This window comes from Enterobacter sp. Sphag1F (assembly GCF_014193275.1).
In the GTDB taxonomy this organism is placed as follows: domain Bacteria; phylum Pseudomonadota; class Gammaproteobacteria; order Enterobacterales; family Enterobacteriaceae; genus Pantoea; species Pantoea symbiotica.
On record NZ_JACHZD010000005.1, the window covers coordinates 179,658 to 202,358 of the forward strand.

22 protein-coding genes and 1 pseudogene are annotated in these 22,701 nt (G+C 51.2%); 10 read left to right on the forward strand and 13 right to left on the reverse strand.

The features are described from left to right. Window positions 1-68: 68 nt before the first annotated feature. Window positions 69-509, forward strand: coding sequence for an ester cyclase (locus tag FHW71_RS16880; protein ID WP_179452474.1), 441 nt, complete (start codon window positions 69-71; stop codon window positions 507-509). Window positions 510-812: 303 nt separating this feature from the next. On the opposite strand, the gene FHW71_RS16885 is transcribed toward FHW71_RS16880, so the two are convergent. Continuing rightward, complete coding sequence (locus tag FHW71_RS16885) at window positions 813-1,862, reverse strand: NAD(P)-dependent alcohol dehydrogenase (protein WP_179452473.1); 1,050 nt, start codon at window positions 1,860-1,862, stop codon at window positions 813-815. Window positions 1,863-1,973: 111 nt separating this feature from the next. Here FHW71_RS16885 and FHW71_RS16890 point away from each other — a divergent pair, with 111 nt between their 5' ends. Then, complete coding sequence (locus FHW71_RS16890; protein ID WP_179452472.1) at window positions 1,974-2,405, forward strand: helix-turn-helix domain-containing protein; 432 nt, start codon at window positions 1,974-1,976, stop codon at window positions 2,403-2,405. Here the strand turns inward: FHW71_RS16890 and FHW71_RS16895 are convergent. Further along, window positions 2,347-3,171 carry a helix-turn-helix transcriptional regulator gene (locus tag FHW71_RS16895; protein ID WP_179452471.1) on the reverse strand — a complete coding sequence of 275 codons (825 nt, stop codon included), beginning with the start codon at window positions 3,169-3,171 and terminating at the stop codon, window positions 2,347-2,349. The genes FHW71_RS16890 and FHW71_RS16895 overlap by 59 nt on opposite strands. Window positions 3,172-3,274: 103 nt before the next feature. On the opposite strand from FHW71_RS16895, the gene FHW71_RS16900 reads away from it, so the two are divergent. Further along, complete coding sequence (locus FHW71_RS16900) at window positions 3,275-4,162, forward strand: SDR family oxidoreductase (RefSeq protein ID WP_179452470.1); 888 nt, start codon at window positions 3,275-3,277, stop codon at window positions 4,160-4,162. 90 nt (window positions 4,163-4,252) lie between these two features. Here FHW71_RS16900 and FHW71_RS16905 read toward each other — a convergent pair whose 3' ends face one another. The 6 genes from FHW71_RS16905 to FHW71_RS16930 all read right to left on the reverse strand — a co-directional run bounded on the left by FHW71_RS16905 (window position 4,253) and on the right by FHW71_RS16930 (window position 10,343). Next, entirely contained in the window at window positions 4,253-5,461 is a 1,209-nt protein-coding gene (locus FHW71_RS16905) for a DUF6421 family protein (RefSeq protein WP_179452469.1), read from the reverse strand. Between the two features lie 11 nt (window positions 5,462-5,472). Continuing rightward, complete coding sequence (locus FHW71_RS16910) at window positions 5,473-6,000, reverse strand: hypothetical protein (protein WP_008109138.1); 528 nt, start codon at window positions 5,998-6,000, stop codon at window positions 5,473-5,475. 23 nt (window positions 6,001-6,023) lie between these two features. Next, window positions 6,024-7,274 (reverse strand): ATP-grasp domain-containing protein, encoded by a 1,251-nt coding sequence (locus FHW71_RS16915; RefSeq protein ID WP_179452468.1) that lies wholly within the window; start codon window positions 7,272-7,274, stop codon window positions 6,024-6,026. After that, entirely contained in the window at window positions 7,231-8,178 is a 948-nt protein-coding gene (locus FHW71_RS16920) for an EamA family transporter (protein ID WP_179452467.1), read from the reverse strand. Before FHW71_RS16920 ends, FHW71_RS16915 begins: the two co-directional genes overlap by 44 nt. Before the next feature lie 582 nt (window positions 8,179-8,760). Beyond that, window positions 8,761-9,582 carry a Cof-type HAD-IIB family hydrolase gene (locus FHW71_RS16925; protein ID WP_179452466.1) on the reverse strand — a complete coding sequence of 274 codons (822 nt, stop codon included), beginning with the start codon at window positions 9,580-9,582 and terminating at the stop codon, window positions 8,761-8,763. Between the two features lie 122 nt (window positions 9,583-9,704). Further along, window positions 9,705-10,343 carry a TetR family transcriptional regulator gene (locus tag FHW71_RS16930; protein ID WP_179452465.1) on the reverse strand — a complete coding sequence of 213 codons (639 nt, stop codon included), beginning with the start codon at window positions 10,341-10,343 and terminating at the stop codon, window positions 9,705-9,707. A gap of 91 nt (window positions 10,344-10,434) precedes the next feature. On the opposite strand from FHW71_RS16930, the gene FHW71_RS16935 reads away from it, so the two are divergent. Beyond that, complete coding sequence (locus tag FHW71_RS16935; RefSeq protein WP_179452464.1) at window positions 10,435-11,103, forward strand: O-methyltransferase; 669 nt, start codon at window positions 10,435-10,437, stop codon at window positions 11,101-11,103. Window positions 11,104-11,137: 34 nt separating this feature from the next. Here the strand turns inward: FHW71_RS16935 and zigA are convergent, their stop codons facing one another. From zigA to FHW71_RS16950, 3 genes are all read right to left on the reverse strand, one after another. Beyond that, the gene (gene zigA / locus FHW71_RS16940; RefSeq protein WP_179452463.1) at window positions 11,138-12,358 is read right to left on the reverse strand and encodes a zinc metallochaperone GTPase ZigA; all 1,221 of its coding nucleotides are present in this window, start codon (window positions 12,356-12,358) and stop codon (window positions 11,138-11,140) included. Between the two features lie 162 nt (window positions 12,359-12,520). Continuing rightward, window positions 12,521-13,627: an ABC transporter substrate-binding protein gene (locus FHW71_RS16945; RefSeq protein ID WP_061718983.1), complete on the reverse strand. Its 1,107-nt coding sequence runs from the start codon at window positions 13,625-13,627 to the stop codon at window positions 12,521-12,523. A 116-nt stretch (window positions 13,628-13,743) separates the two neighbouring features. After that, entirely contained in the window at window positions 13,744-14,496 is a 753-nt protein-coding gene (locus FHW71_RS16950; protein WP_008109148.1) for an IclR family transcriptional regulator, read from the reverse strand. A gap of 391 nt (window positions 14,497-14,887) precedes the next feature. Here FHW71_RS16950 and FHW71_RS16955 point away from each other — a divergent pair, with 391 nt between their 5' ends. The 6 genes and pseudogenes from FHW71_RS16955 (at window position 14,888) to FHW71_RS16980 (ending at window position 19,705) form a co-directional block, all read left to right on the forward strand. After that, window positions 14,888-15,280, forward strand: a complete 393-nt coding sequence (locus FHW71_RS16955) for a RidA family protein (protein ID WP_008109150.1) — start codon at window positions 14,888-14,890, stop codon at window positions 15,278-15,280. 142 nt (window positions 15,281-15,422) lie between these two features. Then, window positions 15,423-16,259 (forward strand): transporter substrate-binding domain-containing protein, encoded by an 837-nt coding sequence (locus FHW71_RS16960; protein ID WP_008109152.1) that lies wholly within the window; start codon window positions 15,423-15,425, stop codon window positions 16,257-16,259. 50 nt (window positions 16,260-16,309) lie between these two features. Beyond that, window positions 16,310-16,942 (forward strand): annotated as a pseudogene (locus tag FHW71_RS16965) (amino acid ABC transporter permease); the annotation flags it as partial. Window positions 16,943-17,043: 101 nt separating this feature from the next. After that, window positions 17,044-17,688, forward strand: coding sequence for an amino acid ABC transporter permease (locus FHW71_RS16970; protein WP_008109156.1), 645 nt, complete (start codon window positions 17,044-17,046; stop codon window positions 17,686-17,688). After that, on the forward strand, window positions 17,685-18,422 hold the full coding sequence (locus tag FHW71_RS16975) for an amino acid ABC transporter ATP-binding protein (RefSeq protein ID WP_008109157.1): 738 nt from the start codon (window positions 17,685-17,687) through the stop codon (window positions 18,420-18,422). The genes FHW71_RS16970 and FHW71_RS16975 overlap by 4 nt, the downstream gene beginning before the upstream one ends. An 11-nt stretch (window positions 18,423-18,433) precedes the next feature. Then, window positions 18,434-19,705, forward strand: a complete 1,272-nt coding sequence (locus FHW71_RS16980) for an alanine racemase (protein WP_179452461.1) — start codon at window positions 18,434-18,436, stop codon at window positions 19,703-19,705. Window positions 19,706-19,805: 100 nt separating this feature from the next. Here FHW71_RS16980 and FHW71_RS16985 read toward each other — a convergent pair whose 3' ends face one another. Next, complete coding sequence (locus FHW71_RS16985; protein ID WP_179452460.1) at window positions 19,806-20,495, reverse strand: aspartate/glutamate racemase family protein; 690 nt, start codon at window positions 20,493-20,495, stop codon at window positions 19,806-19,808. Window positions 20,496-20,510: 15 nt separating this feature from the next. Beyond that, window positions 20,511-22,568, reverse strand: coding sequence for an FUSC family protein (locus FHW71_RS16990; RefSeq protein WP_179452459.1), 2,058 nt, complete (start codon window positions 22,566-22,568; stop codon window positions 20,511-20,513). Window positions 22,569-22,701 lie beyond the last annotated feature (133 nt).

Consider the following 22,701-nt stretch of genomic DNA (forward strand, 5'->3'; position numbering starts at 1 on the left):
GTGACAGATTCAGGAATACTGCTCAAGCCGGTTAGACACACCCTTAAACTTGATGCAAAGGAACCCTTATGAATGTCACAACCGAATTAAACCAACGCCTTAAAGTAGAGCGTGAAGCGGTAGAAATGCTGTACCGCGCCTTTAGTGATAAAAACCCGGATTTACTGGATTTAGCCGTAACTAAAGATTGGAATGACATTCCTTTAGGCCCGGGACAAGGTCCGGGACCCGAAGGCTTTAAACCGTTGCTGGCGGGTTTTATTAAAGCGTTTCCTGATATCAACATCACCGTGCACAATATAGTGCAAGAGCCGGGGAAAATCGCGGTGCGCGCCGAAATCACCGGCACGCATCACGGCGAGTTTATGGGTATCGCACCAACCGGTTGCGGGATTCGCGTGCGTCTTCATGAGTTTCATCTGCTGGATGGTGAACGCGTTACCACAACCTGGCATATGGAAGATTGGCTCGCAATGTTCCAGCAGTTGGGTCAGTTTCCACCGGCTTAACACTATGGCTTCTCCGTACGGAATTTGCCCCTAATCTGCCCCAGTTTATATATAAAATTTTAACTGTGATTACAGGTCGCTATAGCCAACTTAGTTGCCTGATTAACCAAACCACAGCAGCAGGGCCGGAATTTACGGGGGAAATCATTAAAGTATGTTGTAACTATATCGTGTAACATTGGGGCAGCGGCGAATTTCAATCCACAATGACGGGTAAAGTTCAGCGTCATCAGCATCTTATCGCGCCAGGCTTTGGCGATTTCAGGGTGAAATTGCCTGCAACCATGTGCAGGCGAATAACATTTACCAGCGCGTCGCTTGCATATCGATAACGAAGCGGTACTTCACATCACCCTTCAACATGCGTGCAAAAGCGGTTTCGATCTCTTCACCGGCTATCAGTTCGATATCGGCAGTGATATTGTGCTGGCCGCAGAAATCCAACATCTCCTGAGTTTCCTGAATGCTGCCAATCGATGAGCCGCTGATGCTCAAACGACGATTCACCATCGGCGTGACGTTTGGAGACTGGTGCGGCTGCTCGGGAATGCCGACCAGCACTAAACGACCGTTGGTTTTCAGCGTGGCAAGGTAAGGATCGAGATCGTGCGGCGCTGAGACGCAATCCACGATGAAATCGAGTGAAGTTTGTGCCGCCGCCATCTGCTCCGCATCACGTGAAACCACTACGCGCGCAGCGCCTAAACGCAGCGCATCTTCACCTTTGGCCGGTGAAGTGGTGAACAGCGTGACTTCCGCGCCCATTGCACTCGCCAGTTTAACCGCCATATGACCTAATCCGCCCAAGCCGACCACGCCAACTTTATCACCGGCTTTCACGTTAAAGTGACGAAGCGGCGACCACACAGTGACGCCCGCACACAACAGCGGCGCAACGCCCGCTAATGGCAAGGTTTGGGGTACGGACACCACGAAGTGCTGATCGACCACGACATTCTGTGCGTAACCGCCCCACGTGCTGTCGCCAGTGTATTTATCGATGCCGTTGTAGGTTGCAACAAAGCCAGATTCACAATATTGCTCTTCTTTCTGCTGGCAGAAATGGCATTCGCGGCACGAATCGACCATCACGCCCACGCCCACCACATCGCCCGCTTTGAAATTGGTTACGTCCGCGCCGGTTTCCACCACGCGTCCGACGATTTCATGTCCTGGCACCAGCGGATAGCGGCTGACCGCCCATTCGTTACGTGCCATATGCAGATCCGAATGGCACACGCCGCAGTACAAAATTTCAATTTTGACATCCTGCAGCTGCAGCGGGCGCAGTGCAATCTGGCTGGAAAAGAGCGGTTTAGCCGCGTCGTGCGCGACTAATGCATTGATTTTCATAGTGCCTCCGTAATGAACTGGCTTTAGCTAGCTGAAGGCGGCAGACTATAGTGAACATGGTGCGAAATTGATAGTAGTTACCATTTGGTAACCATACAGGAGGCGCAAACGATGCCCGCAATTGTTGACGGTAAGCTGTTTTTTTATGCGGATTCGCCGCCGCGCCGGCTGATGGATCTGTTTTCGGTGAAATGGAGCAGCATGGTTTTGCACGCGCTGTATCACTGGCCGAACCATCGCGCACGCACCGGCGAGTTGCAGCGCAGCCTGCAGGGAATTTCGAAGAAGATGTTGTTTCAGACGTTGAAAGAACTGGAGCAGCGCGGGCTGATTGCACGTCACGTTTATGATGTAGTGCCGCCGAAAGTCGATTACCGCTTAACGCCGCTCGGCATGACGTTCGCGGCACCGATTGAGCAGATGTATCAATGGGGGCTGGAGAATCAGGCGGCGCTGGATGAGATGGAAGCCTACTATCGCGCCGCTACGGACGCGCCATCATCCGCGCTACACATTCCCGATCGTGCTGCTGACGCGGATTAAACACCACCAGACTTAAACCCGGTTTGCCTTCAACCGCGAAGGTGCTGTATTCCAGCTCGAGCACACCTTCGTCGGGCAGCCACAGCTGTTTGATGCCTTCGCCATGCTGACTCACTTCCTGCGATTGCCACAGCTGGCGGAAGGTGTCGCTCATCTCGCACAGCTCTTCTACCAGCGCGCGCACATGCTCGCTGGCGCCGGTTCGCGCCACGTCCGCGCGGAAGTTGGCCACCATGCCGCGCGTTACTTTATGCCAGTCCGGCAGACGCTTTTTCATCTCCTCGTTACGGAACATCATTAGCAGGATATTGCGCTGGGCAGGCGGCAGCTCGGCATAATCAACAAATACTTTCGTCACCGCACGGTTCCACGCCACCACTTGCCACTCTGCGGTTTTCACCAACGCTGGCGTGTTCTCCATGCTGTCGAGTACGCGCTGTAGCGATGGCGAAACATCCACGCCCGCTTGCCATGTCACGCCCGGCAGACGATTTTGCGCCAGCAAAAACAGGTGATCGCGCTCGGCGGCGCTCAGCTCCAATGCGCGAGCTAAACGTTCCAGCACTTCTTCCGAAGGCGCGCCGCCTCTGCCCTGCTCCAGCCACGTATACCACGTGGTGCTAACGCACGCGCGCACCGCCACTTCTTCCCGGCGCAGGCCTGGCGTGCGGCGGCGTAGCAAGGTGTAACCGAGTTTCGCCGCATCCAGCCGCTGGCGGCGTTCGCGCAGATAGTTGCCGAGCACGTTGTCATCTTGCTGAGTCATGCCTTTATCCTGTTAGTGCGTATACCTGTATAAGCTCACGACTTTTCGCCGCGTCGCAGACTTTTATGATAGTGCTTCAACTTTGAAAAAGTGGAGCACGAATATGCGAATTTTTGTGACCGGGGCGAGCGGCTTTATCGGTTCCGCCATTGTGAAAAAACTGCAGGCACGTGGTTATCAGGTGCAAGGTCTGGCGCGTAGCGAGGCGTCCGCCGAAAAACTGCAGCAGCAAGGTGTTAAGGTGATTCGCGGCGATCTTGAAGATCTCGTCGGTCTGCGCAAGGCAGTTGAACAGAGCGACGGCGTGATCCACGCCGGATATATCCACGATTTCAGCCGCATGGATCATGCTGCCGACGTCGATCAACGCGCGATTCTGGCGATGGGTGAAGTATTGGCAGGTTCAGATCGTCCGCTGATTGTCACCACCGGCACTGCGTTAGTGTCGCCGGGACGTCTCGCCACCGAACAAATCAGACCGACAGCGGGCGCGCATCCACGTTCCAATTCTAACGTCGCCGCGCTGGCGCTGGCCGACAGCGGCGTGCGCGTGGCGCTGGTGCGCTTGCCGCCAACCGTGCATGGCGCGGGCGATCATGGTTTTATTCCGATGATCATCAACATAGCGAAGGAGAAAGGTGCGGCGGTATATGTCGGCGACGGCGAGAATCGCTGGCCTGCGGTACATCGTGATGATGCAGCTGAACTGTTTTGCCTGGCGGCCGAAAAGGCTGAGCCGGGTGCAATTCTGCATGCGGTGCAGGAGGAAGGAGTGCCGTTCCGTCAGATTGCCGAAACCATCGGCGCCGGATTAGCGCTGCCGGTAAAAAGCCTGACGCTGGAAGAAGCCAAAGCGTGGTTAGGCTGGATGGCGTTCTTCGCCTCTACCGATAATTCGTCCTCCAGCGCGTGGACGCGTGAGACGTTTAACTGGCAGCCGCGTGGGCCGGGATTACTGCAGGATATGCGTGAAAGCGGATATTTTGCATAAAATGTATAAGTATTTTCAGCGCACCGTGATTGGTGCGCTTATTTCTACTTTCATCGCATACAGATTCAAATAACACATTGGGATATAGAGTTAAAAGAAAAGAACTGGGACACTAACATTCATGTTCTTTTTATGGATTAGATAATCATCAGGGATGTTGTAGCGCTCATTGTCATTCCCGGGCTGAAGTTCTTGCATCACATAAATTTCAACTGCTTGCTTATACGTTGCATTATCCTCAATACTCTCAAGCTCCTCTATTTCTTGTACAAGAATATTCAAACCAATCAAACACTTCTCCAAATTCAGCAGCACATTTCCAGTATGATTGGAAATGCTAATTCCATGCTCGCGACGCTTAAGCCAGGAAAATAATAGTACACCAGTTGCAGCATCAAAGTTACTCGTCGCATCGTGTTGTGCAGGATAACGAGCTAATCTTTCGAATAAAATGAACTCAGTTACTTCTCGCCACCATGTATAATGATGCTTTTGCACTCTGAGAATGGTTAGACAATCAACTTTAATTTCTTCCAAAACACCAACCCAAAAATTCATTTTGACTTGAATGTTTTTATTAAACGGACGAGGTCCGCAGTGATGATAATAGTCGTGTAAGTATCCCCATACCGTGCGCGCTGCGTAGCAATTCTCAGCGCTTAACAATTGTGATGTTTTCCCTTGAAAATCAAATAAAGATCCTACTCTACGCAATGTGTCTTTTTGGTAGATAGCATGGAATTTATTGAAAAAGAACATCGCAAAGTGTTGTTTATCGACCTTATTTCTTGTTTTAACATTTTCCGGAAAGAAAACTAAACAATGCCCTACGCTAAAACCTGAAGACGAAGCAATGAGTTGCATAGTTTGGCTGACATTTTGTGGATGTGGTAAATCAGCCATAATCGGTAACAAAACATCGGGTTCTTTTCGTTGCGCCAAAAAGCATTCCAGCCAATAACCTTTTTCTTTATGACTATTAGGCGTAATGATTGTAGCCAGGTAAAAAGTTTGGCCGCCATCTACAGGAGGAACATAACTCTCTAATGACCGTTTAAAACAGGGTGCATTATTTAGTCCAATTCTTTTCCATTCACCAAGATCTTTATTCAATTGTACGGCATAATCGGATTGTTTTAGAGCATCCAATATCTCAGCAGACAAAGCAGTGATTTCATCTAACAAATACTCAGCTTTATCTAAACTACGTGCTATCGCGCCAGTAGCATTTTGAAATTTATTGAACTCATGTATACGAGGACACAATTCAGTAATAACTTTATTCCTAATCCATTCCATAATGATCCTCCTTAGTCTCGATGACCATGGATCGTGAAACACATTGGTATCTCACCAAAGTCTTGCATGATCTTTAAATTATTATCTTGTGCAGCCTTTAACGTTGTAATACATGCGGTAACGTTTCCACTGATACACTCCAGCGCTGCCTGTACATTACTTGATACAAAACGAACATCCTGACTGTATGTATACGCAAGATGGGATGGCGCAGGATGGCAAGCAATTGTGAGTTCTTCCATATTTGACGAACTACTATGATTTTTTGCCAATACCATGTTCCACGTTGGCATTACAAAACTATCCTGAATCTCTAAAAAGTCCAAGTTCTCAAATACAATTTTATGTAAGTTTGGATAGACGGCACATCCTAATAATAGATCATGTGTATTCTTCCTGACTTCAATCAGAGCATCCTCAAGTGTTGAATAAAGCTCAACATCACCATCGACCTTCTTACTTTCCAGCCAAAGATAACCTGCTTTTTCACAATTGGTTCCTTTTGGCCCCAAAGTGTGAATTTTGATTTTACGATTCATACCGCCCTCCATAATCACAGAATCTATAGATATTTAATTTTTAGACTTTTTTTCAAATCATAATAAAAAGCTTCACAAGCTGCATGTTCCGTGTGACGCGTTAAAATAAATCCTGGATAACCTGAAAAATGAGGGTATGGAAGAACTTTATGCCCAGTATCCATAAATTCAAAAACGTATTGCACCTCAGATTTTTCACGGAGATTAGCTAACCCATCAATCTCGATATAGATTCCACTTCCTTGCACAGGAATAATATAATTTCCGGCAGTAAATATCGACTTAGCCATTAACTCCAATTTTATAGGAATCTCCATGCCAAACGCCTGGCAAATAACCAATTGGAGAAAGTTTATATCTGTGCTCGCTTTCACAATATAATGTGATATTCCGGACCCACCCACGCGTGGTGCAACTTCAATAACAAAAGGCTTTTGCTTATGGTCAATACGCAGTTCAACATGTGCGGGTCCCTCACTAATTCCCAAAGCCTTAAGTGCACGTCTGACTTCATCTGCAATTTCGTCTCGCAGTTTTTCATCAATATTAGCAGGTGCAATATAAACTCCCTCTTCAAAGTAGGGACCTTTGCTATTACCTTTGTCACCGATTGAAAGCACCATCACTTCACCACAATGAGAAAATGTTTCAATAGCGAACTCTGGTCCATCAATAAATGACTCGAGTAAAACTCCCCCCTTGTCGTAGTTAAAATCTTTCAATTGCGTGTTATTAATTTCCCATACTTTATCTATAGCACTTTTCAATTCATCATGGTTATTAGCTCTGGTAACTCCCTGACTGGAGAAGCCATTGGTAGGCTTGACGACAAGCGGAAATTTAATTTGATCAACATTTGGATATTCTCCTTCTTTTAGCTCGATATAGGATGGTGTATTTAGGCCGTTATCATGCAGAACGCGCCGCGTCATGTTTTTATTTCTACACTGCTCAACCACGTATTCTGGTAAGAAAGGTAATCCTAACTGGTGAGCAACTTTAGCTGCGAAGTCTAACGCCGGTTCAAACAGTGTTAAAACACCATCGATTGGATGTTCTCTATTTGCTAGCATTACTTTATTTATTGCCTCTTCTTCATCGTCGAACAATGGCAAAGCAATGCTTCTGACTACAGCGGGAAGCACGGGCGGCGGCGGCTCATTTTCGTTATAAAAAAACGTAATCTCAACGCCCATCGCTTGAGCTTCATCAAAGACAAATGGCAGTTTTCTATTCTGACAAATTATGGCCAGGTTTTTCTTCTGAGTTGACATTGAGGGTTTCCTTTTTACGTTGTGGTAAGATTATTAACATTACTCCGAGGACAACTACTGCCGTACCTATAATTACCGCTATCGTAATTTCTTCATCAAGAATGACGAAGCCCATATACAACGCAATAACTGGAGAAATGAATAAATGCGATGTTGCTTTAGAAATATGCCAATGTTTAAGCAGAGTTATATTAAGCGTAAAACCTAACACTGATCCTATTACTGCTAAATAAAGAAGCGCACCTAAACTTTCCCCATTAAAAAAACGGTTACCACTTTCAATCATTAAGCTTGTAATCAAGAGAAAAAAACTGCCACTAAGCATGGAGAGTGCAACAAAACTAAGAAGAGGAAGCGTTTTAATATGCTTTTGTACTTTTAGCGTTATAGCGGCTGAACTGCCCATAGCGCCTAACACTGCTAACATAGCAATAAAACTTTTTTCATTACCTTGTAAGGATATCCCTTCACCAAAAACCACACAGATACCCATGATGGCGCATACAACGCCTATCAATTGCCTACAAGTTGCAGGCTTGACGCGTAAGAAATGGTTTAGAAGCAGTGCATATACACTAATACCAGAAGCTAAAACTGCCACCAATCCACTAGGTATATATGTTGATGCCCAGTAAACGGTTCCAAAAGGTATGGAGAAATAAAACAGACCGTTCGCCAGAGCTAGAATGGAAACAGAGTAATTAATACATAGCTTCTTCCTCATCAACAAATAAATTATAATAATGACACTTGCAATAAAAAACCGCATTCCGGCTGACCACAATGGAAGACTGTTATTTAATCCAAGTTTTTGTAATGCCCACGTAGTGCCTCCAATAGAACAAAGTATTATAAAAAACAAATAAACGCGAACTCTCGTTAAAAAGTTAAAAATGGATAACATAATTTGAGCGCTCCCTGCGCTAGATATTAATGCGTTAAATTTAAAACCTCATTATTTTAATGCTTGAATTATTAGCGACAACCGAATCCTTAAGCCCAGCTTATCAGAGCATAATGAAAACTCTAGCCATAATTCAATCACTAACTAATAAAAAGAAAAAACACTTGAATTACCAATCCCGCAGCGAATATTAAATTGACTTATAAATATAGTTTGTTATTTTCAGCTGCCTTTTATTCCAAAGGCAGTGTAATGATTTAAAGAAAAGGAAATTTCCCACATCAATATAAGACACGTGAAATTATTGCAAGATAGGCTGAATTTAAAAAATAGTCCAAACCATTGCATTACAATGATTTTATTTCACCAATGAAATTTAGTGTGAATGTTAAAAATACATATATGTCTTACTAAAAGAAATGATTAGACTCTAACGCTGCCCACGTTCTTAAAATTAGGCGCAAATGTCGTCATAAGAATTCCACAATTTATTATGTGACGGGTATTAGTAAGAGATATGAGTTAGCAGCTGACATTCAGAGTGAGCGTCATTGCCTGCAATGACGCTCCGCATCAATAACATCAACCAAACGGCACTTCGCGCGCCAGAATGCGGGCGATCACGTTAAGTGCGCCTTCGTCATTGTTGCTTTCGGTTCTGTAACGCGACACCGCGCTAACTGGCGTTGCGGCATTCGCCATTGAGAAGCTGTAGCACGCCTGACGCAGCATTTCGATGTCGTTGGCGCTGTCGCCTACCGCCACCACTTCACAATCATCGATGCCCCATTTTTCCTGCAGCAGCGCGATGCCGTGCGCTTTGTGGCAGCCGGGAATGATCAAATCAACAAAACCAAAACCGCTGGAAACCGGATGCATAATGTTTTCAATTGCGCCCAGCTCAGCGTGCAACCGCTCCATCAAGGCATCAACGCCTTCGTGCGCCAGATTCAGCGAGAACTTAAAGATGGTGTCGTCGATATCGTACAGATTGTCGCGCTTTTCCAGACGATGGTAGTGATTCGCCAGCATGGCAATCACTTCGTCGGACATTGACGTATGCACGTATGCGCCGTTGCGGCCACAAACCACGGTGCTGATGTCCGGCTCTTTGGCGAGAATATCGAGAATTTGATGCACGCGTTCCTGCGCCAGTTCACCGCAAAAGATCTCTTCATTGCTGTCAGAAACCCAGGCGCCGTTTTCCGCGACAAAAGCGATCTCATCTTTGATGTCAGGAAAATAGCGCAGCAACTGATAATACTGATTGCCGCTGGCGACCACGAAACGAATGCCCTTCTCTTTCAGCAACGCATACTGACGCGCAAAGCGCTGCGCGTTGTACTGTTTGTTGTCATCGAGAAAAGTGCCATCCATATCCACCGCAATCATCTTCACTGCCATTTTGCTCTCCCGTTTGCTCATTCGGCTCAATAAAGGTTTTGTTAAGCTTACTCGCGGTGTGGATTATTGAGAATGTGAATAATGAGTTTGTTAACCGCTTTCAGAGATTTCCAGTCCATCTTTTACTGTAAATCGGCGCCTTTTTCCCTGATCCAGGCACAAAACATCTCCGCCATCTCTTGCGCGTATGCCTGAATCTCTAATGGCGTGCGCGGCGATTCGGAAAAGTGTTTCCCAACATTGCCCAGCGTACTGTTCAATAAATCTGCGGCGCGCGCCCGTTCGCTCTCCTCTGACTGCGGTAATACTTCACGCAGAAAATCACTGATGACGTTTTCACCTGCCGCGCGCGCTTCCTGCACTTCCGGTGCATCACGATACAGAGGCGCGGCGTCATTCAGCGCGGTGCGCATCGCCGCTTCTTCGCATTCGGAATGTAGAAACGCCAGCGTGAGATCGTGGAGTCGCTGACGCGGTGTGTTGGCGGTATTTCGCAGAATCGCGCCTAACAAATTGCCGGTGCGCTGCCATTCCTCGCTTTGCAATCTGAAAAGAATAGCCGCCTTATTGGGAAAATATTGATACAGCGATCCAATACTCACGCCCGCGCGTTCCGCCACCCGCGCCGTGGTGAAACGCGCGGCCCCTTCCAGTTCCAAAACCTGAGTAGCCGCTTGCAAAATGGCGGAAACCAGCTCGCTGGAGCGTGCCTGCTTGGGTCTTTTTCGCTCTGAAATCTTAGTGTTACGTGGCTCAGCCATCATCATCCCCTGAACACGAATAGTGAAACGCGAATAATTCATCGTATTCTGTTGGCACAGCAAAATCCACTTTGTATGCCCGGAGAACAATATGAATACCTTAACTTCTGCGCCACTGGCGCCGCTGCTCAATTACCTGTTTGAGCTGGCCGATAATATGGCGCATCCAACCAACGATGCTTTCAGAACCATGTCTGATGCCGAACAACATCGCCTGCTGCACAGCAAAACCGATTACCTGGAACTTTACGGACATCTGAAGGAAGTCCCGCTGGCAGTCTCGCGTGAAACCGGCAAGTTGCTGTATATGCTGGCGCGCAGCAGCCATGCGAAAACCATCGTTGAGTTTGGTACTTCGTTCGGCATTTCCACGCTGCATCTGGCGGCGGCGGTACGCGATAATGGCGGCGGCAACATCATCACCTGCGAATTTGAGCCGGGGAAAGTGGCGTTAGCCCGTAACCATTTCGCCGATGCAGGCGTCAGCGATTTGATTGAGGTGCGCGTGGGCGATGCGTTGCAGACATTGAGCTGCGATCTCCCGGCCACCATCGATATGCTAGTGCTGGACGGCGCAAAAGCGATCTATCCGGAGATCTTGACGCTGGTGCAGCCGTTTTTGCGTCCTGGCGCGCTAATTGTTGCCGACGATGCCGATTTCAGCCCGGAATATCTGGGGCTGATGCATAGCAGTAGAGGGTTTATGTCGCTGCCGTTTAATGATGGGGTTGAGGTTTCGATGTGGTTGGGAAAGGTGTAATTAAAAAAGGTCGCCATGAATGGCGACCCTACAATCAGTTAAACCATGGCTGGAAGGGATCGGGAAATTCTGCCCAATTATCGGGGCCGAGCGCCATTTCCTCATCGGTTAGCAGCGCCTGTTGCAGTTTGTTTCGCAGCGCTGTTTCATCCATGTCGATGCCGATAAACACCAGTTCCTGACGCGCATCGCCGGTACCGTCAACCCAATTCTCTAGAATGTAGCCAAGGTTTTCCGCATCTTCTGGCCAGCGATCTTTGGGCACGCTGGCCCACCACATCCCGGCTAAACCCTGACGCGACACGCCGCCCGCCTGCGACCATGAACCGGCATGACGCGGACGGCTGGCAAGCCAGAAGTAGCCTTTAGATCGCACCACGCCGCGCATCTCGTTTTCAATCAACTGGAAAAAACGCATCGGATGGAACGGGCGACGTGCGCGGAACACGAAGTTACGAATGCCATATTCTTCCGTTTCTGGCGTGTGTTCGCCGCGCAACTCCTGCAGCCAACCCGGCGCCTGTGCGGCGGCATCAAAATTAAACAAACCGGTGTTGAGCACCTGATCCAGCCCCACTTTGCCGAATTCAGAAGTAATGATGTTGGCGCGCGGATTGAGCGACGTCAGGATCGCCATTAATCGCGCTTTTTCCGTCTCATCAATCAGGTCGGTTTTGTTGAGGATCAGCACATCGCAGAACTCAATTTGATCGACCAGCAAGTCCACCACCGTGCGCTCATCCTCCGCGCCCAACGATTCTCCGCGCGACTGAATGCTTTCGTTCGATTCATAGTCACGTAGGAAGTTAAAGCCATCAACCACCGTCACCATGGTATCAAGCGCGGCGACTTCAGACAGACTTTGCCCGTCTTCATCGGCGAAAGTGAAGGTCTCCGCCACCGGCAGCGGTTCAGAAATACCGGTCGATTCGATCACCAGGTTATCGAAACGCCCATCTTTTGCCAGCCGATTCACCTCCAGCAGCAAATCTTCACGCAGCGTGCAGCAGATGCAGCCGTTACTCATTTCCACCAGCTTTTCGTCGGTGCGCGACAGCTCTGCCCCGCCCTCGCGCACCAGCGCGGCATCGATATTCACTTCCGACATATCATTGACGATCACCGCAACGCGACGGCCTTCGCGGTTATTAAGAATATGATTGAGCAGCGTGGTTTTACCTGCGCCGAGAAAGCCAGAAAGCACGGTGACGGGAAGTTTTTTAAAACCATGCTGGTTTTGGGTTAATGCTGACATAGCAACTCCTCTGAATGACAACGTTCACAAGGCGTATAGGCATACGCGCAGTGCTGTTTTAGTTATGTTATAACATAACAATTATCGTTGTCATCGAGGAATGTTGATTGAACAGATGGGTCGCCATAAATGGCGACCTTACGGCGTAACAAAAACCCGCGATTACTGATTGTTCGGGTAACTCAAATTGATGGCGTTATCCGGCAACGTAGTGAATTTTTTGATGATGGTGCGAAAATCCGCGTTCGGCTTCAGATCGGCAAACTGTTGCGGATAGAGATCTTTTGCCAGGATTTCCATGCCGATGATGTTGTACGGATGGTTATAGAAGTGGTGATAAACACCGTAAACTCGGCCCTGTTTCACCGGCTCAATCTGCGCCAAACCTGTGCGCTTCAGCAGCGTCTGGAAAGTGGCTTTAACTTCCTGCGGTTGCACGCCATAACCAAATGGCAGCACATTAGCGTTCGGACGCTTTGAACCGGTCATGATGTAAACATCCGGTTTCATAGCGATGATTTTCTCCAGCGCGACAAATCCGGCGTTGCCTGGCAGCAGTTCAGAGCCGATATTTTTACCGCCCACCGCTTCCACCAATCCGCCCCAACCATTATGGCTGTGCGTAAAGCAGCAGTTGTCGCTATTCCCGGCGATCGGTTCGATAAACACCGTTGGCTTATTTTTCACTTCTGCCACGCCCTGTGTAATGCGCGCGAATTTCTGCTGATAAAAATCGGTGTAAGCCTTGGCCTGGGTTTCGCGGTTCAGCACTTTACCGAGCAGCGTCACGCTCGGTGCGGTGTTCTGCGCCGGATGCAGTTCGTAATCCACGAACACCACCGGAATATGTAGATTATTCAGGGTCGTGAGCACACCCGATTGCTGCAACGCCGGTTTGGCACGCAGTTGAGCAATCATCAGATCCGGTTTCTGCGCCAACACGCTTTCAAGGTTAACCTGGCCCTGATCGCTAAAGCCCATATCGACGATTTTCGTCGCTTCCGGCCAGCGGCCTTTCAGCACATCCCAGGTTTGCGTATCCTGCTTTTTCGGCAGATTATTCCATGCCACCACGCGCTTAAACGGATCGTCGCGATCCAGCAGCGCCAGCGTCAAAATGTCGCGGCCATCCTGCAGAATGATGTGCTGCGGCTCTTTACTGATAGTTTGCGTATTGCCGTCCATATCGGTGACGGTCAGCGGATAAGTGGAGGCGGCAGCCGCCGTTGAAGCCAGTAATCCCATTGCCAAAAACAGGCGCGTTTTCATCCCATAACTCCGTGGTAAAAAGAATAGTTATTATTATCAATTACCTTAACACAACCTTAAGTGGCGAGAATAAACGCCACTTCAATCAGGTGTAACGGAGTTTTACGAGAGCGCTGTCAGGTGAAATCAGACAGTTTTTGTCCTGAGGTGATCAGTTCCTGCAGCAGCATCTGACGACGTTCCTGCGGCGTATCGCGGCTGACCATAAAGCAGATGGCCGCCACAGCCTGGCCGCTACGCGAACGGATCGGCGCCGCCATGCAGCAGGTAAAGCTTTCCGACAAGCCTTCCGTCATGCAATAACCGAGTTTTCCAGCATGATGAATTTCATCAAGAAACGCCTGCTTATCGAGGATCTGGCCGCTGGCGAGGCGATAATCCTCTTCCGGGATCAGATCCAGAATCGCGCTATCCGACCAGTTACTCAGCAGCAAGCGGCCGGTCGCGGTCCAGGTAATTGGCACACGCACGCCGATATCCGAGGTGATTTTGAACGGATGCGCATTACTCTCAGAGAGCACCACGGTGTATTTATTGCCTTCCAGCATGCAGAGCTGCACGGTTTCGCCGTGGCGCGCCACAATCTCCACCATCAGCTGATGCGCCCGACGGATCAGATCGTTGTGCGCCATATAATCCGCACCGTAATAGTGCATCTCACGGCCAAAGAACACCGCGCCTTCGGCATCCAATTCCACCAAACCGGCTTCACTCAACAGGCTGACTAATTCATAGATGCTGGAACGCGGTGCGCCGGTTGCGTCGATCAACGCGCGCATCGACATCGGTTGGCGTGCGCTGTGCAACTGCCGAAAGATATCAATAACCCGGTCAACGCCGCGCGCCCGCGAGGTTTTTTCATCCGGCATAAACTCACTCCTTGGTGGCATGGCTATAAAAGGCATGGGCAATGAAAGAGAGGCATGATACACCGCGCACCAACTTTTACCCATCCCGGATTAAATAAATATTAATCACCCGCCATTTATTATCACGATCAATTTTGGTGCCTCGTTATGGCGCACCACGCTCACTTTACCGTTAAAAAAATACGATAGCGATCACACTCCAATTTAAATACACACTCGACTTAAATTTATTTTGCGATCCGGACGACATCACAAAAAATTAAATAGCGGTGCACATATTGCAAAAGAAAAATTCCTGTGCAAATCTTGCCCTATCCAGTATTGCAGATAGCAGTCTGGTATATCAGACAACATAGTTAGCAGATTTTCGCTGCAACAGGAGCAGGAACGGATGACGATTAAACGTTATGGCGTCGAAGGCGGAACCGGCACCGGCGGTCAGAAACTGCCGTTTGCCCGCGCGGTGGAAGCCGATGGCTGGCTTTACATCTCCGGCCAGACGCCGATGCGCGACGGCGAAGTGGTGGAAGGCGGTATCATCGAACAGACGCAGCTGGCGTTCGAAAACTGTCTCACCATCATGCGCGAAGCCGGTTATCGCGTGGAAGATGTGGTGCACGTTACGGCGGTATTAACCGACGCGCGTTATTTCAGTTCATTTAATAAAGTATTCAGTGAGATATTCAGCGGAAATCCACCAGCACGTATTTGTAGCGTGCAGGATTTAGTAGTCGACTGCAAAGTCGAAGTCGATATGAAATGCTTCCGCGCCGATCGTAAATAAATATTACGGTTAAAACAGGCTGGCAAATGTTTACTTTCTCCGCCCACACCAGGACAGCCTGTTATTAATTGATGCCTTTCTATTTTGCTGTGAAATAACGGTATTACGCCGTCTCGTCAAAATTTCTAAAGAGAGCATAACAATGAAGACAACATCGCTAAAAGTGAGTCTCAACGCGCTAGCCGGCGCGCTGGTATTACTGACGCTGGCGGGCTGTACGCCAACCGAAGAGAAAAAAGAGGCGGGCGCCGCACCGCAGTCAGCGCTGCAAACCGTGTTGCAACGCGGCACGCTGCGCGTCGGTGACTGCCTGAGCTTTGCGCCGTTTGGGTTTTACGATAAAGACGGCAACCCGGATGGCTACGATGTTGATCTCGCCAAAGCGCTGGCCAAAGAGATGGGCGTGAAGCTGGAAATGGTCAACACCACCAGCGCCAACCGCATTCCTAACCTGCAAACTAATAAAGTGGATGTGGTGTTCTGCAACTTCACCCGCAATCTGGAACGCGCCAAAGAGATCGGCTTCACCAATCCGTATGTGGTGGCGAGTGAAGCGATGCTGGTGCGCAAAAATAGCGGCATTCAGTCCGCACACGATATGGGCGGCAAAACCATCGCGACGGTGAAAGGCTCAACCAACGGCGATGAAGTGCGCAATCTGGGCATCGACGTAAAAATCCAGGAATACGACTCATCGCAAGCGGCCATCCTCGCGGTGAAACAGGGCCAGGCCGATGCGATGATCGAGGATAACAACTTCCTCGCCTATCAGGCCAAGCTCGACCCAACATTGACCGTGACCAACGAAGCGCTGGTGCCGCTGGAATACAACGCCTTCGGTGTGAAACAGGGCGATCAGGTCTGGACCAACTACCTCAATGAATTCCTGTTTGAAATTAACGCCTCCGGCGAAAACGCCCAGCTGTATCAGAAATGGTTTGGCAACAAACCGCGTTACCCGCTGAATCCGCAATATTGATCCCCACGCGGCGCGGCAGCTGATGCTGCGCCGCCCGAAGGAGCAGAACCATGAGTTATCAATGGCTAACCCTGTGGCGCTACGCCGACACTTTTCTTGATGCCGCGTGGCTCACCTTGCAGGTGACGTTGCTGGCGTTTGCGCTGGCGGTGGCGCTCGGTTTGCTCTCGGCGCTGGCGAAAGCGGCGCCGCTGGCCCCGCTGCGCTGGATCAGTCACTGCTACGTTGAGTTCATCCGCAACACGCCGGTGCTGCTGCAGATCTTCATCATCTTCTTTGGTCTGCCGTCGCTCGGCATCACCATGAACGCCTTTACTGCGGGCGTGCTGGCGCTGGGGATTAACGTCGGTGCCTATCTCTCCGAAACCTTCCGCGCGGGGATTCAATCGGTGCCGAAAGGCCAGCTTGAAGCCGCATGGGTGCTGGGCATTACGCGTCGTCAGGTGTTTCTCACTGTGGTGCTACCGCAAGCGGCGCGCGCGGTGTGGCCCGCCATTATCAACAATCTGATTCAATTGCTGCTCGGCACATCGCTGCTGTCGGCGATTGCGCTGCCCGAACTGACCGGCACCGCCACGGTGATCAACGCGCGTACGCTGCTGTATATCCAGACCTTTAGCGTAGTGGCATTGGTTTATCTGGTGCTGAGCAACCTGTTCTCCTGGCTGGGTACGATTGCAGGACGGCGCATGTTCCACCCGCCGCTGGTGACCCCGATAAAAAAGTCCGCCTGGTGGTGGGCAAAAAAATGGCTGACTAATCCAGTGAAGCGGGAGAACGCGCTATGAACGAGTTAATCATCAGTTCGTTACCGATTCTGCTAAAAGGCCTCGGTATCACGTTGCTGCTGTCGGTGGCTGCGATTATTGGCAGCACGCTGCTGGGCTTGCTGGCGGCGGTGTTGCGCACTAGCCGTCTGCCGGTCTTAAAGCAGATTGCGGTGATCTACACCGAACTGTTTCGCGGCACGCCGGTGCTGATCACGCTGATGTTCATCTACTTCGGCGTGGCCTATTTCGGCTATGACATCAACCTGTTTGCCGCCGGTATTCTTGGCCTGAGCATCTATCAGGGCGCGTATATCGCCGAGGTGTTCCGCGCCGGTATCGAAGCGGTGCCGAAAGGTCAGTGGGAAGTGTCATGGATTTTGGGTCTATCCAAACGCCAGACCTTTATGAGCGTGATCCTGCCGCAAACGCGCGGCATCGTACTGCCGCCGCTGGCCGGCCAGTATCTTTCCCTGATCAAAGATACCTCGATCGTCAGCATGATCGGCATGTCCGAACTGATGCATCAAGGCCAGGCGATTGTCGATCGCATCGGTCAGCCGGTCATCGTTTACGGCTTGGTCGCCCTGCTCTACTTCGCTGTCTGCTTCCCGCTTTCCCGTTGGGTTCAACATCATCAAACCAGGAGCCAAATTTCATGAGCAAATCCGCCATTACCTTAAGCCGGATAACAAAATCGTTTGGCGCAACTCAGGTGCTGAAAGAGATCAGCCTTGATGTTTCACCGGGTGAAGTGCTGGTGCTGATTGGCGCGTCCGGCTCCGGCAAAAGTACCGTGTTGCGCATCATGAGCGGACTGGAAGTGGCCGACGGCGGTGAAGTGTGGGTCAACGACGTGCCGCTGCATCAACGCAAGCGCGCCAGTGAAATTTGCGGCCACGTTGGCATGGTGTTCCAGCAGTTCAACCTGTTCCCGCATAAAACCGCGCTCGGCAACGTCACGCTGGCGCTGATCAAAGCACAAAAGCTGTCGGAAGCCGAAGCCAATAAACGCGGCATGGCGGCGCTCACGCGCGTCGGACTCGCCGAACGCGCGCATCACTATCCTGCGCAGCTTTCCGGTGGTCAGCAGCAGCGCGTGGCGATTGCCCGTGCGCTGGCGGTTGAACCGAAAATCATGTTCTTCGATGAAGCCACCTCAGCGCTGGATCCAGAACTGGTGGGCGAAGTAATGGAAGTGATGCGCAGCCTGGCGCGAGAAGGCATGACCATGGTGGTGGTGACGCACGAGATGGGCTTTGCGCGTAAAACCGCTGACCGCGTGGTGTTTATGGATCAGGGCGTGATTGCCGAACAAGGTTCGCCCGAGCAGATCTTCGTAAATCCGCAGAACCCGCGCACTCAGCAGTTCTTATCACGCGTACTTGAGCACTAACAGGAGGATCTATGTCGATTCGCTTTCCGCTGCAGGCGGATGGATTACTGGATGCGCAGCAAACCGCGCCACGTTTTAAATCGGTTGCGGGTGCCGGTGATGCGCCGCTGGCTATCGGCACCGCAGTACTCAGCAGCGATCAGGTGTTCTCGCCGCTGATGATCATGAAGCAGTCGGCGCTGGAGAATAACCTGCGCCAGCTGGCGGACTTCTGCCGTGAAAACGGCGTGATGCTCGCCGCGCACGGGAAAACCTCGATGTCGCCCGCCATTCTGCGCCGCGCGATTACCGAAGGCGGCGCGTGGGGTTTGGGTGCCGCTACGCCTGCGCAGGTTCGCGCGCTGCGCCAGTTCGGCATCCGCAATGTGTTTCTCGCCAATCAACTGGTCGATCCGGCGGGCATTCGCTGGATTGCGCAGTGGCAGCAGCAGCATCCCGATCACGGCTTCCTGTGTTACGTCGATTCGCTGCAAGGCGTAAAGCTTTTGGCGCAGAACCTCGGTGACAGCCAGATTTCGGTGCTGCTGGAGATGTCAGTAAGCGGCGGCCGCACTGGCTGTCGTTCTCAGCAGGACGCAGTGGCGATTGCCGAAGCGATCGCCGCCTGCCCCGCGCTCAAGCTGGTGGGCGTAGCCGGATATGAAGGAGCGCTCGGCGCAGGCCGTGATGAGAGCGGCATTCAGCGCGTGAAAGATTACTGCCAAATGATGGTCGCAACCGCTGAATTGCTGGCGGAAAAGCAGCTGTTCGGCAGCGATCACATCATCCTCAGCGCCGGTGGCGGTGCGTGGTTTGATGTGGTGACAGCGTGCTTCACCGCAGCAAAACTGCCGCTGCCAATGACGCCGCTGATCCGTTCCGGCGCTTATATGGCGCACGACAGCGGATTGTATGCGCGCATCGCGCCCTTTGCTCAGCCGGGTGCGACACATCATTTTGCTGCCGCGCTGGAGATTTGGGGCCGCGTGTTATCGCGCCCGGAGCCGGGCCTGGCGTTTGTGGATTTCGGTCGCCGCGATGTACCCTTCGATCAGGATCTGCCGAATCCGCTGTGGATCCGCCACGCCGATGGCAGCACCCCGCGCACCGCAACGCATCTGCGTATCAGTGATGTGAACGATCAGCACGCTTATCTGTTATTGCCGGAAGATGAGCCGTTGCAGGTGGGCGATTGGGTTGGCTGCGGTATTTCGCATCCTTGTACTGCCTTTGATAAATGGCGCTATCTGCCGCTGGTGGATGATGATTATTGCGTCACAGATTCACTGGAAACAGCATTTTGATGAGTTTTTGTACCTTTTATGTAGGGTCGCCATTTATGGCGACCCATTGCGCATAGATTTGTGCTTTATGAAATGTGGATGGTCGCCATAAATGGCGACCCTACAAAAGCGCGAGTTTTACGGCGTCTTCTGCGTGGATTAAGGTGGTATCAAACAGCGGAACGCTGGCGTCTTCGGCTTTCACCAGCAAGGTGATTTCGGTGCAGCCGAGAATGATTGCTTCTGCGCCCTGCTCCACCAGCTCGGCAATAATCTTGCGGTATTGCGCGCGTGATTCATCGCGGATCACGCCAAGACAGAGTTCCTGATAGATGATGTCGTGCACCAATTTGCGGCCTGCTGCATCGGGCACCAGCACCTCAATCTCCGACTGATTAAGCCGGCCTTTATAGAACTCCTGCTCCATGGTGAATGCCGTCGCCAGCAGACCGACTTTTTTCACGCCCGCCTGACGAATGCGCTGTGCGGTGGCATCAGCGATATGCAGCAGCGGAATGCTGACCGCATCGGTGATCTGCTGTGCGACTTTGTGCATGGTATTGGTACAGAGCACGATAAAATCTGCGCCACCTTTCTCCAGGCTAACAGCCGCTTCTGCCAGAATTTCACCCGCTTTTTGCCACTCGCCTGCGGCCTGCAGCTTTTCGATTTCATGGAAATCAACGCTGTACATCAGGCTGCGCGCGGAGTGTAAACCGCCTAGCTGCTGCTTCACCTGCTCATTGATAATACGGTAATAGAGCGCGGTGGATTCCCAGCTCATTCCGCCAATCAAACCGATCATGTTCATCTGCTTAACTCCGTTTTAAACATGCTGTTCAGCACTGTAATGGTTTTCCGGCCAGCGCGCCGCAGGAAACAGCGATAAACGAATATTGAACAGGTGGAACATGGGCGCAAACAGCGTGTTCTCCTGCAGCGCCGCCGCTTCCAGTCGCAGCAATAGCGTGTTCAGTTCCGCCAGCAATTCCGGCTGCGGCGTGGTTTGCAGCGACTTCAAGCGGCGCTTAAGGAACTGGCTTAGCTCGTGGAACATCGCCGCGCTTTCGATGTGATGTGCCAGCAGCAGCTCACGATGACGCGTGTAGTAGTCGTAGCAGTTTGCGCCCAGCCAGGCTTCAGCGATCAGATTGCCGCCGGAGACCAGCTCTGGCACCGGATCGACACGTTTACGCGGCAGGATGATGTTGACCTTATCCAGCGTGCGCGAGACAAACTGCTGCCGCGCGGTCAGCGTGACGCTGTTGAGCCGCACCGTGGCGATAAAATGCAGCAGCTCGCGGATACCTTTGCGCACCGCACGTTTGGCGGTCCACGACGGACGCTTGTTGCGAATCAGCGCCGTGATCACCACCGCGAAGGTAATGCCCACCAGCGTCGAAAGGATAGCGTTCACTATAAGCTGTAAATCGGGCTTGAAGTTGTGGCTCATGCCAATCAAGCCAGGAATCTGCGTGGCGACAATCAGGCCAATCAGGTTGGTCGACGGATTAGCGATAACCAATCCCAGCGCCAGCAAGCCTGGCGCAAGGCAGATCACCAGCGCTTCGAAGGTCACCGCCTGCGGAATCAGCAAGGTGATATACAACAGGCTGATCACCACGGAAATCAGCACACCTTTCAGGAACAGCTTCATCGGCGCAATTGGGCTGTCCATGCCGGCGAAGAAGGAGCACAGCACCGCCGCCATCATCGGCGCGGTGGCACCATCCACCCAGCCGCTGCCAATCCAAAATACGCAGGTGACGAAGGTGGCGATAAAGGCGGTGAACGACGACAGCAGCAACAAACCTTTATCGACGTGTTTATGTGCACGCGCCATCTTTCCGGCTTTAACTGCGGGCGTCCATTCACTGACGCGTTCGCTAACGCTTTGATAGGCATCAACGATGCGCACAAAATTGAGCAAGCGTTCCAGCAATCCCATTAGCAGAATGCTCTCTTCACTGTTGAGCCTGCCCTCTTGCCACGCCTCTTTCAGCTGCTCTTGCGCGTGGCTGAGCTTGTCGCGCACCGGCAGCTGATCTTCACCGTTTAGCCACAGCAAAAATTGCTGGAAGACCTCAGCGATGTAGTCGGGAAAACGGATTTGCTGCTGGGCCAGCAGATTGAGGCGCGATTCGATTGCCGTCAGCGTTGGGATGAAATAGGAGAGATGCTGATACTGCACGCTGACTAAACGCACCAGACGCCGCGCGGCATCGCCTTCATACACACAATGCGTGATGAGCGTTTCGACGTTGAGCGGATAGTTGGCCATCTGAATCAGGATATCTTCGCGCTCCACCGACTTCTCAGCGGGCATCGCCGTGACCAGCTCGCTGCACAGCTTGCGCGCATTCTGATACCACTGGTTAACGCTCTGCTCTAACAAATTGCGCATCGAGACCGGCCACAGCAGGCGATGCACCAGGCTGCTGCAAACAATCGCCACGGTGATCTCCTCAACGCGGGAAATCACCGTGTAGGTAATGGCCGAGGGCGACACCACATCGGGAAAACCCATAATCGCTGCGCTGTAGCCCGCCAGCATAAATACGTAGCTCTTCGGCGTGCGGTCGTGCAGCGAAAGATAGAGGCAAACCGCTACCCAAAGTGAGATGCACAGGCTGAACAGCAGCGGATCCTGCACCGTGGCGGGATAGATCAGCAAGGTAAACAGCCCGCCCAGCAGGGTGCCGAAGAAACGGAAAACCGATTTCGATACCGTCGATCCCGAATAGAGCTGCGAGGCAACGTACACTGTAGTCAGTGACCAGGCCGGTTTATCGAGATTGAGTTCCAGAGCAATGTAAAAAGCCAGAAAGGCAGCAAGACAGGTTTTGGCAGAAAACAGCACTGCGCTTCGTGAAAACCACTTCATAGAACGGTTAAGACCTTATGCAGGCAGCGGAATGGCTTATCCTGACAGAAGCATTTAGCAATGGCATTTTGATTTGTTATACAAATTATTACCGTGCTAATTATATAGGCATCTATGGAAATCCAAACCCTGT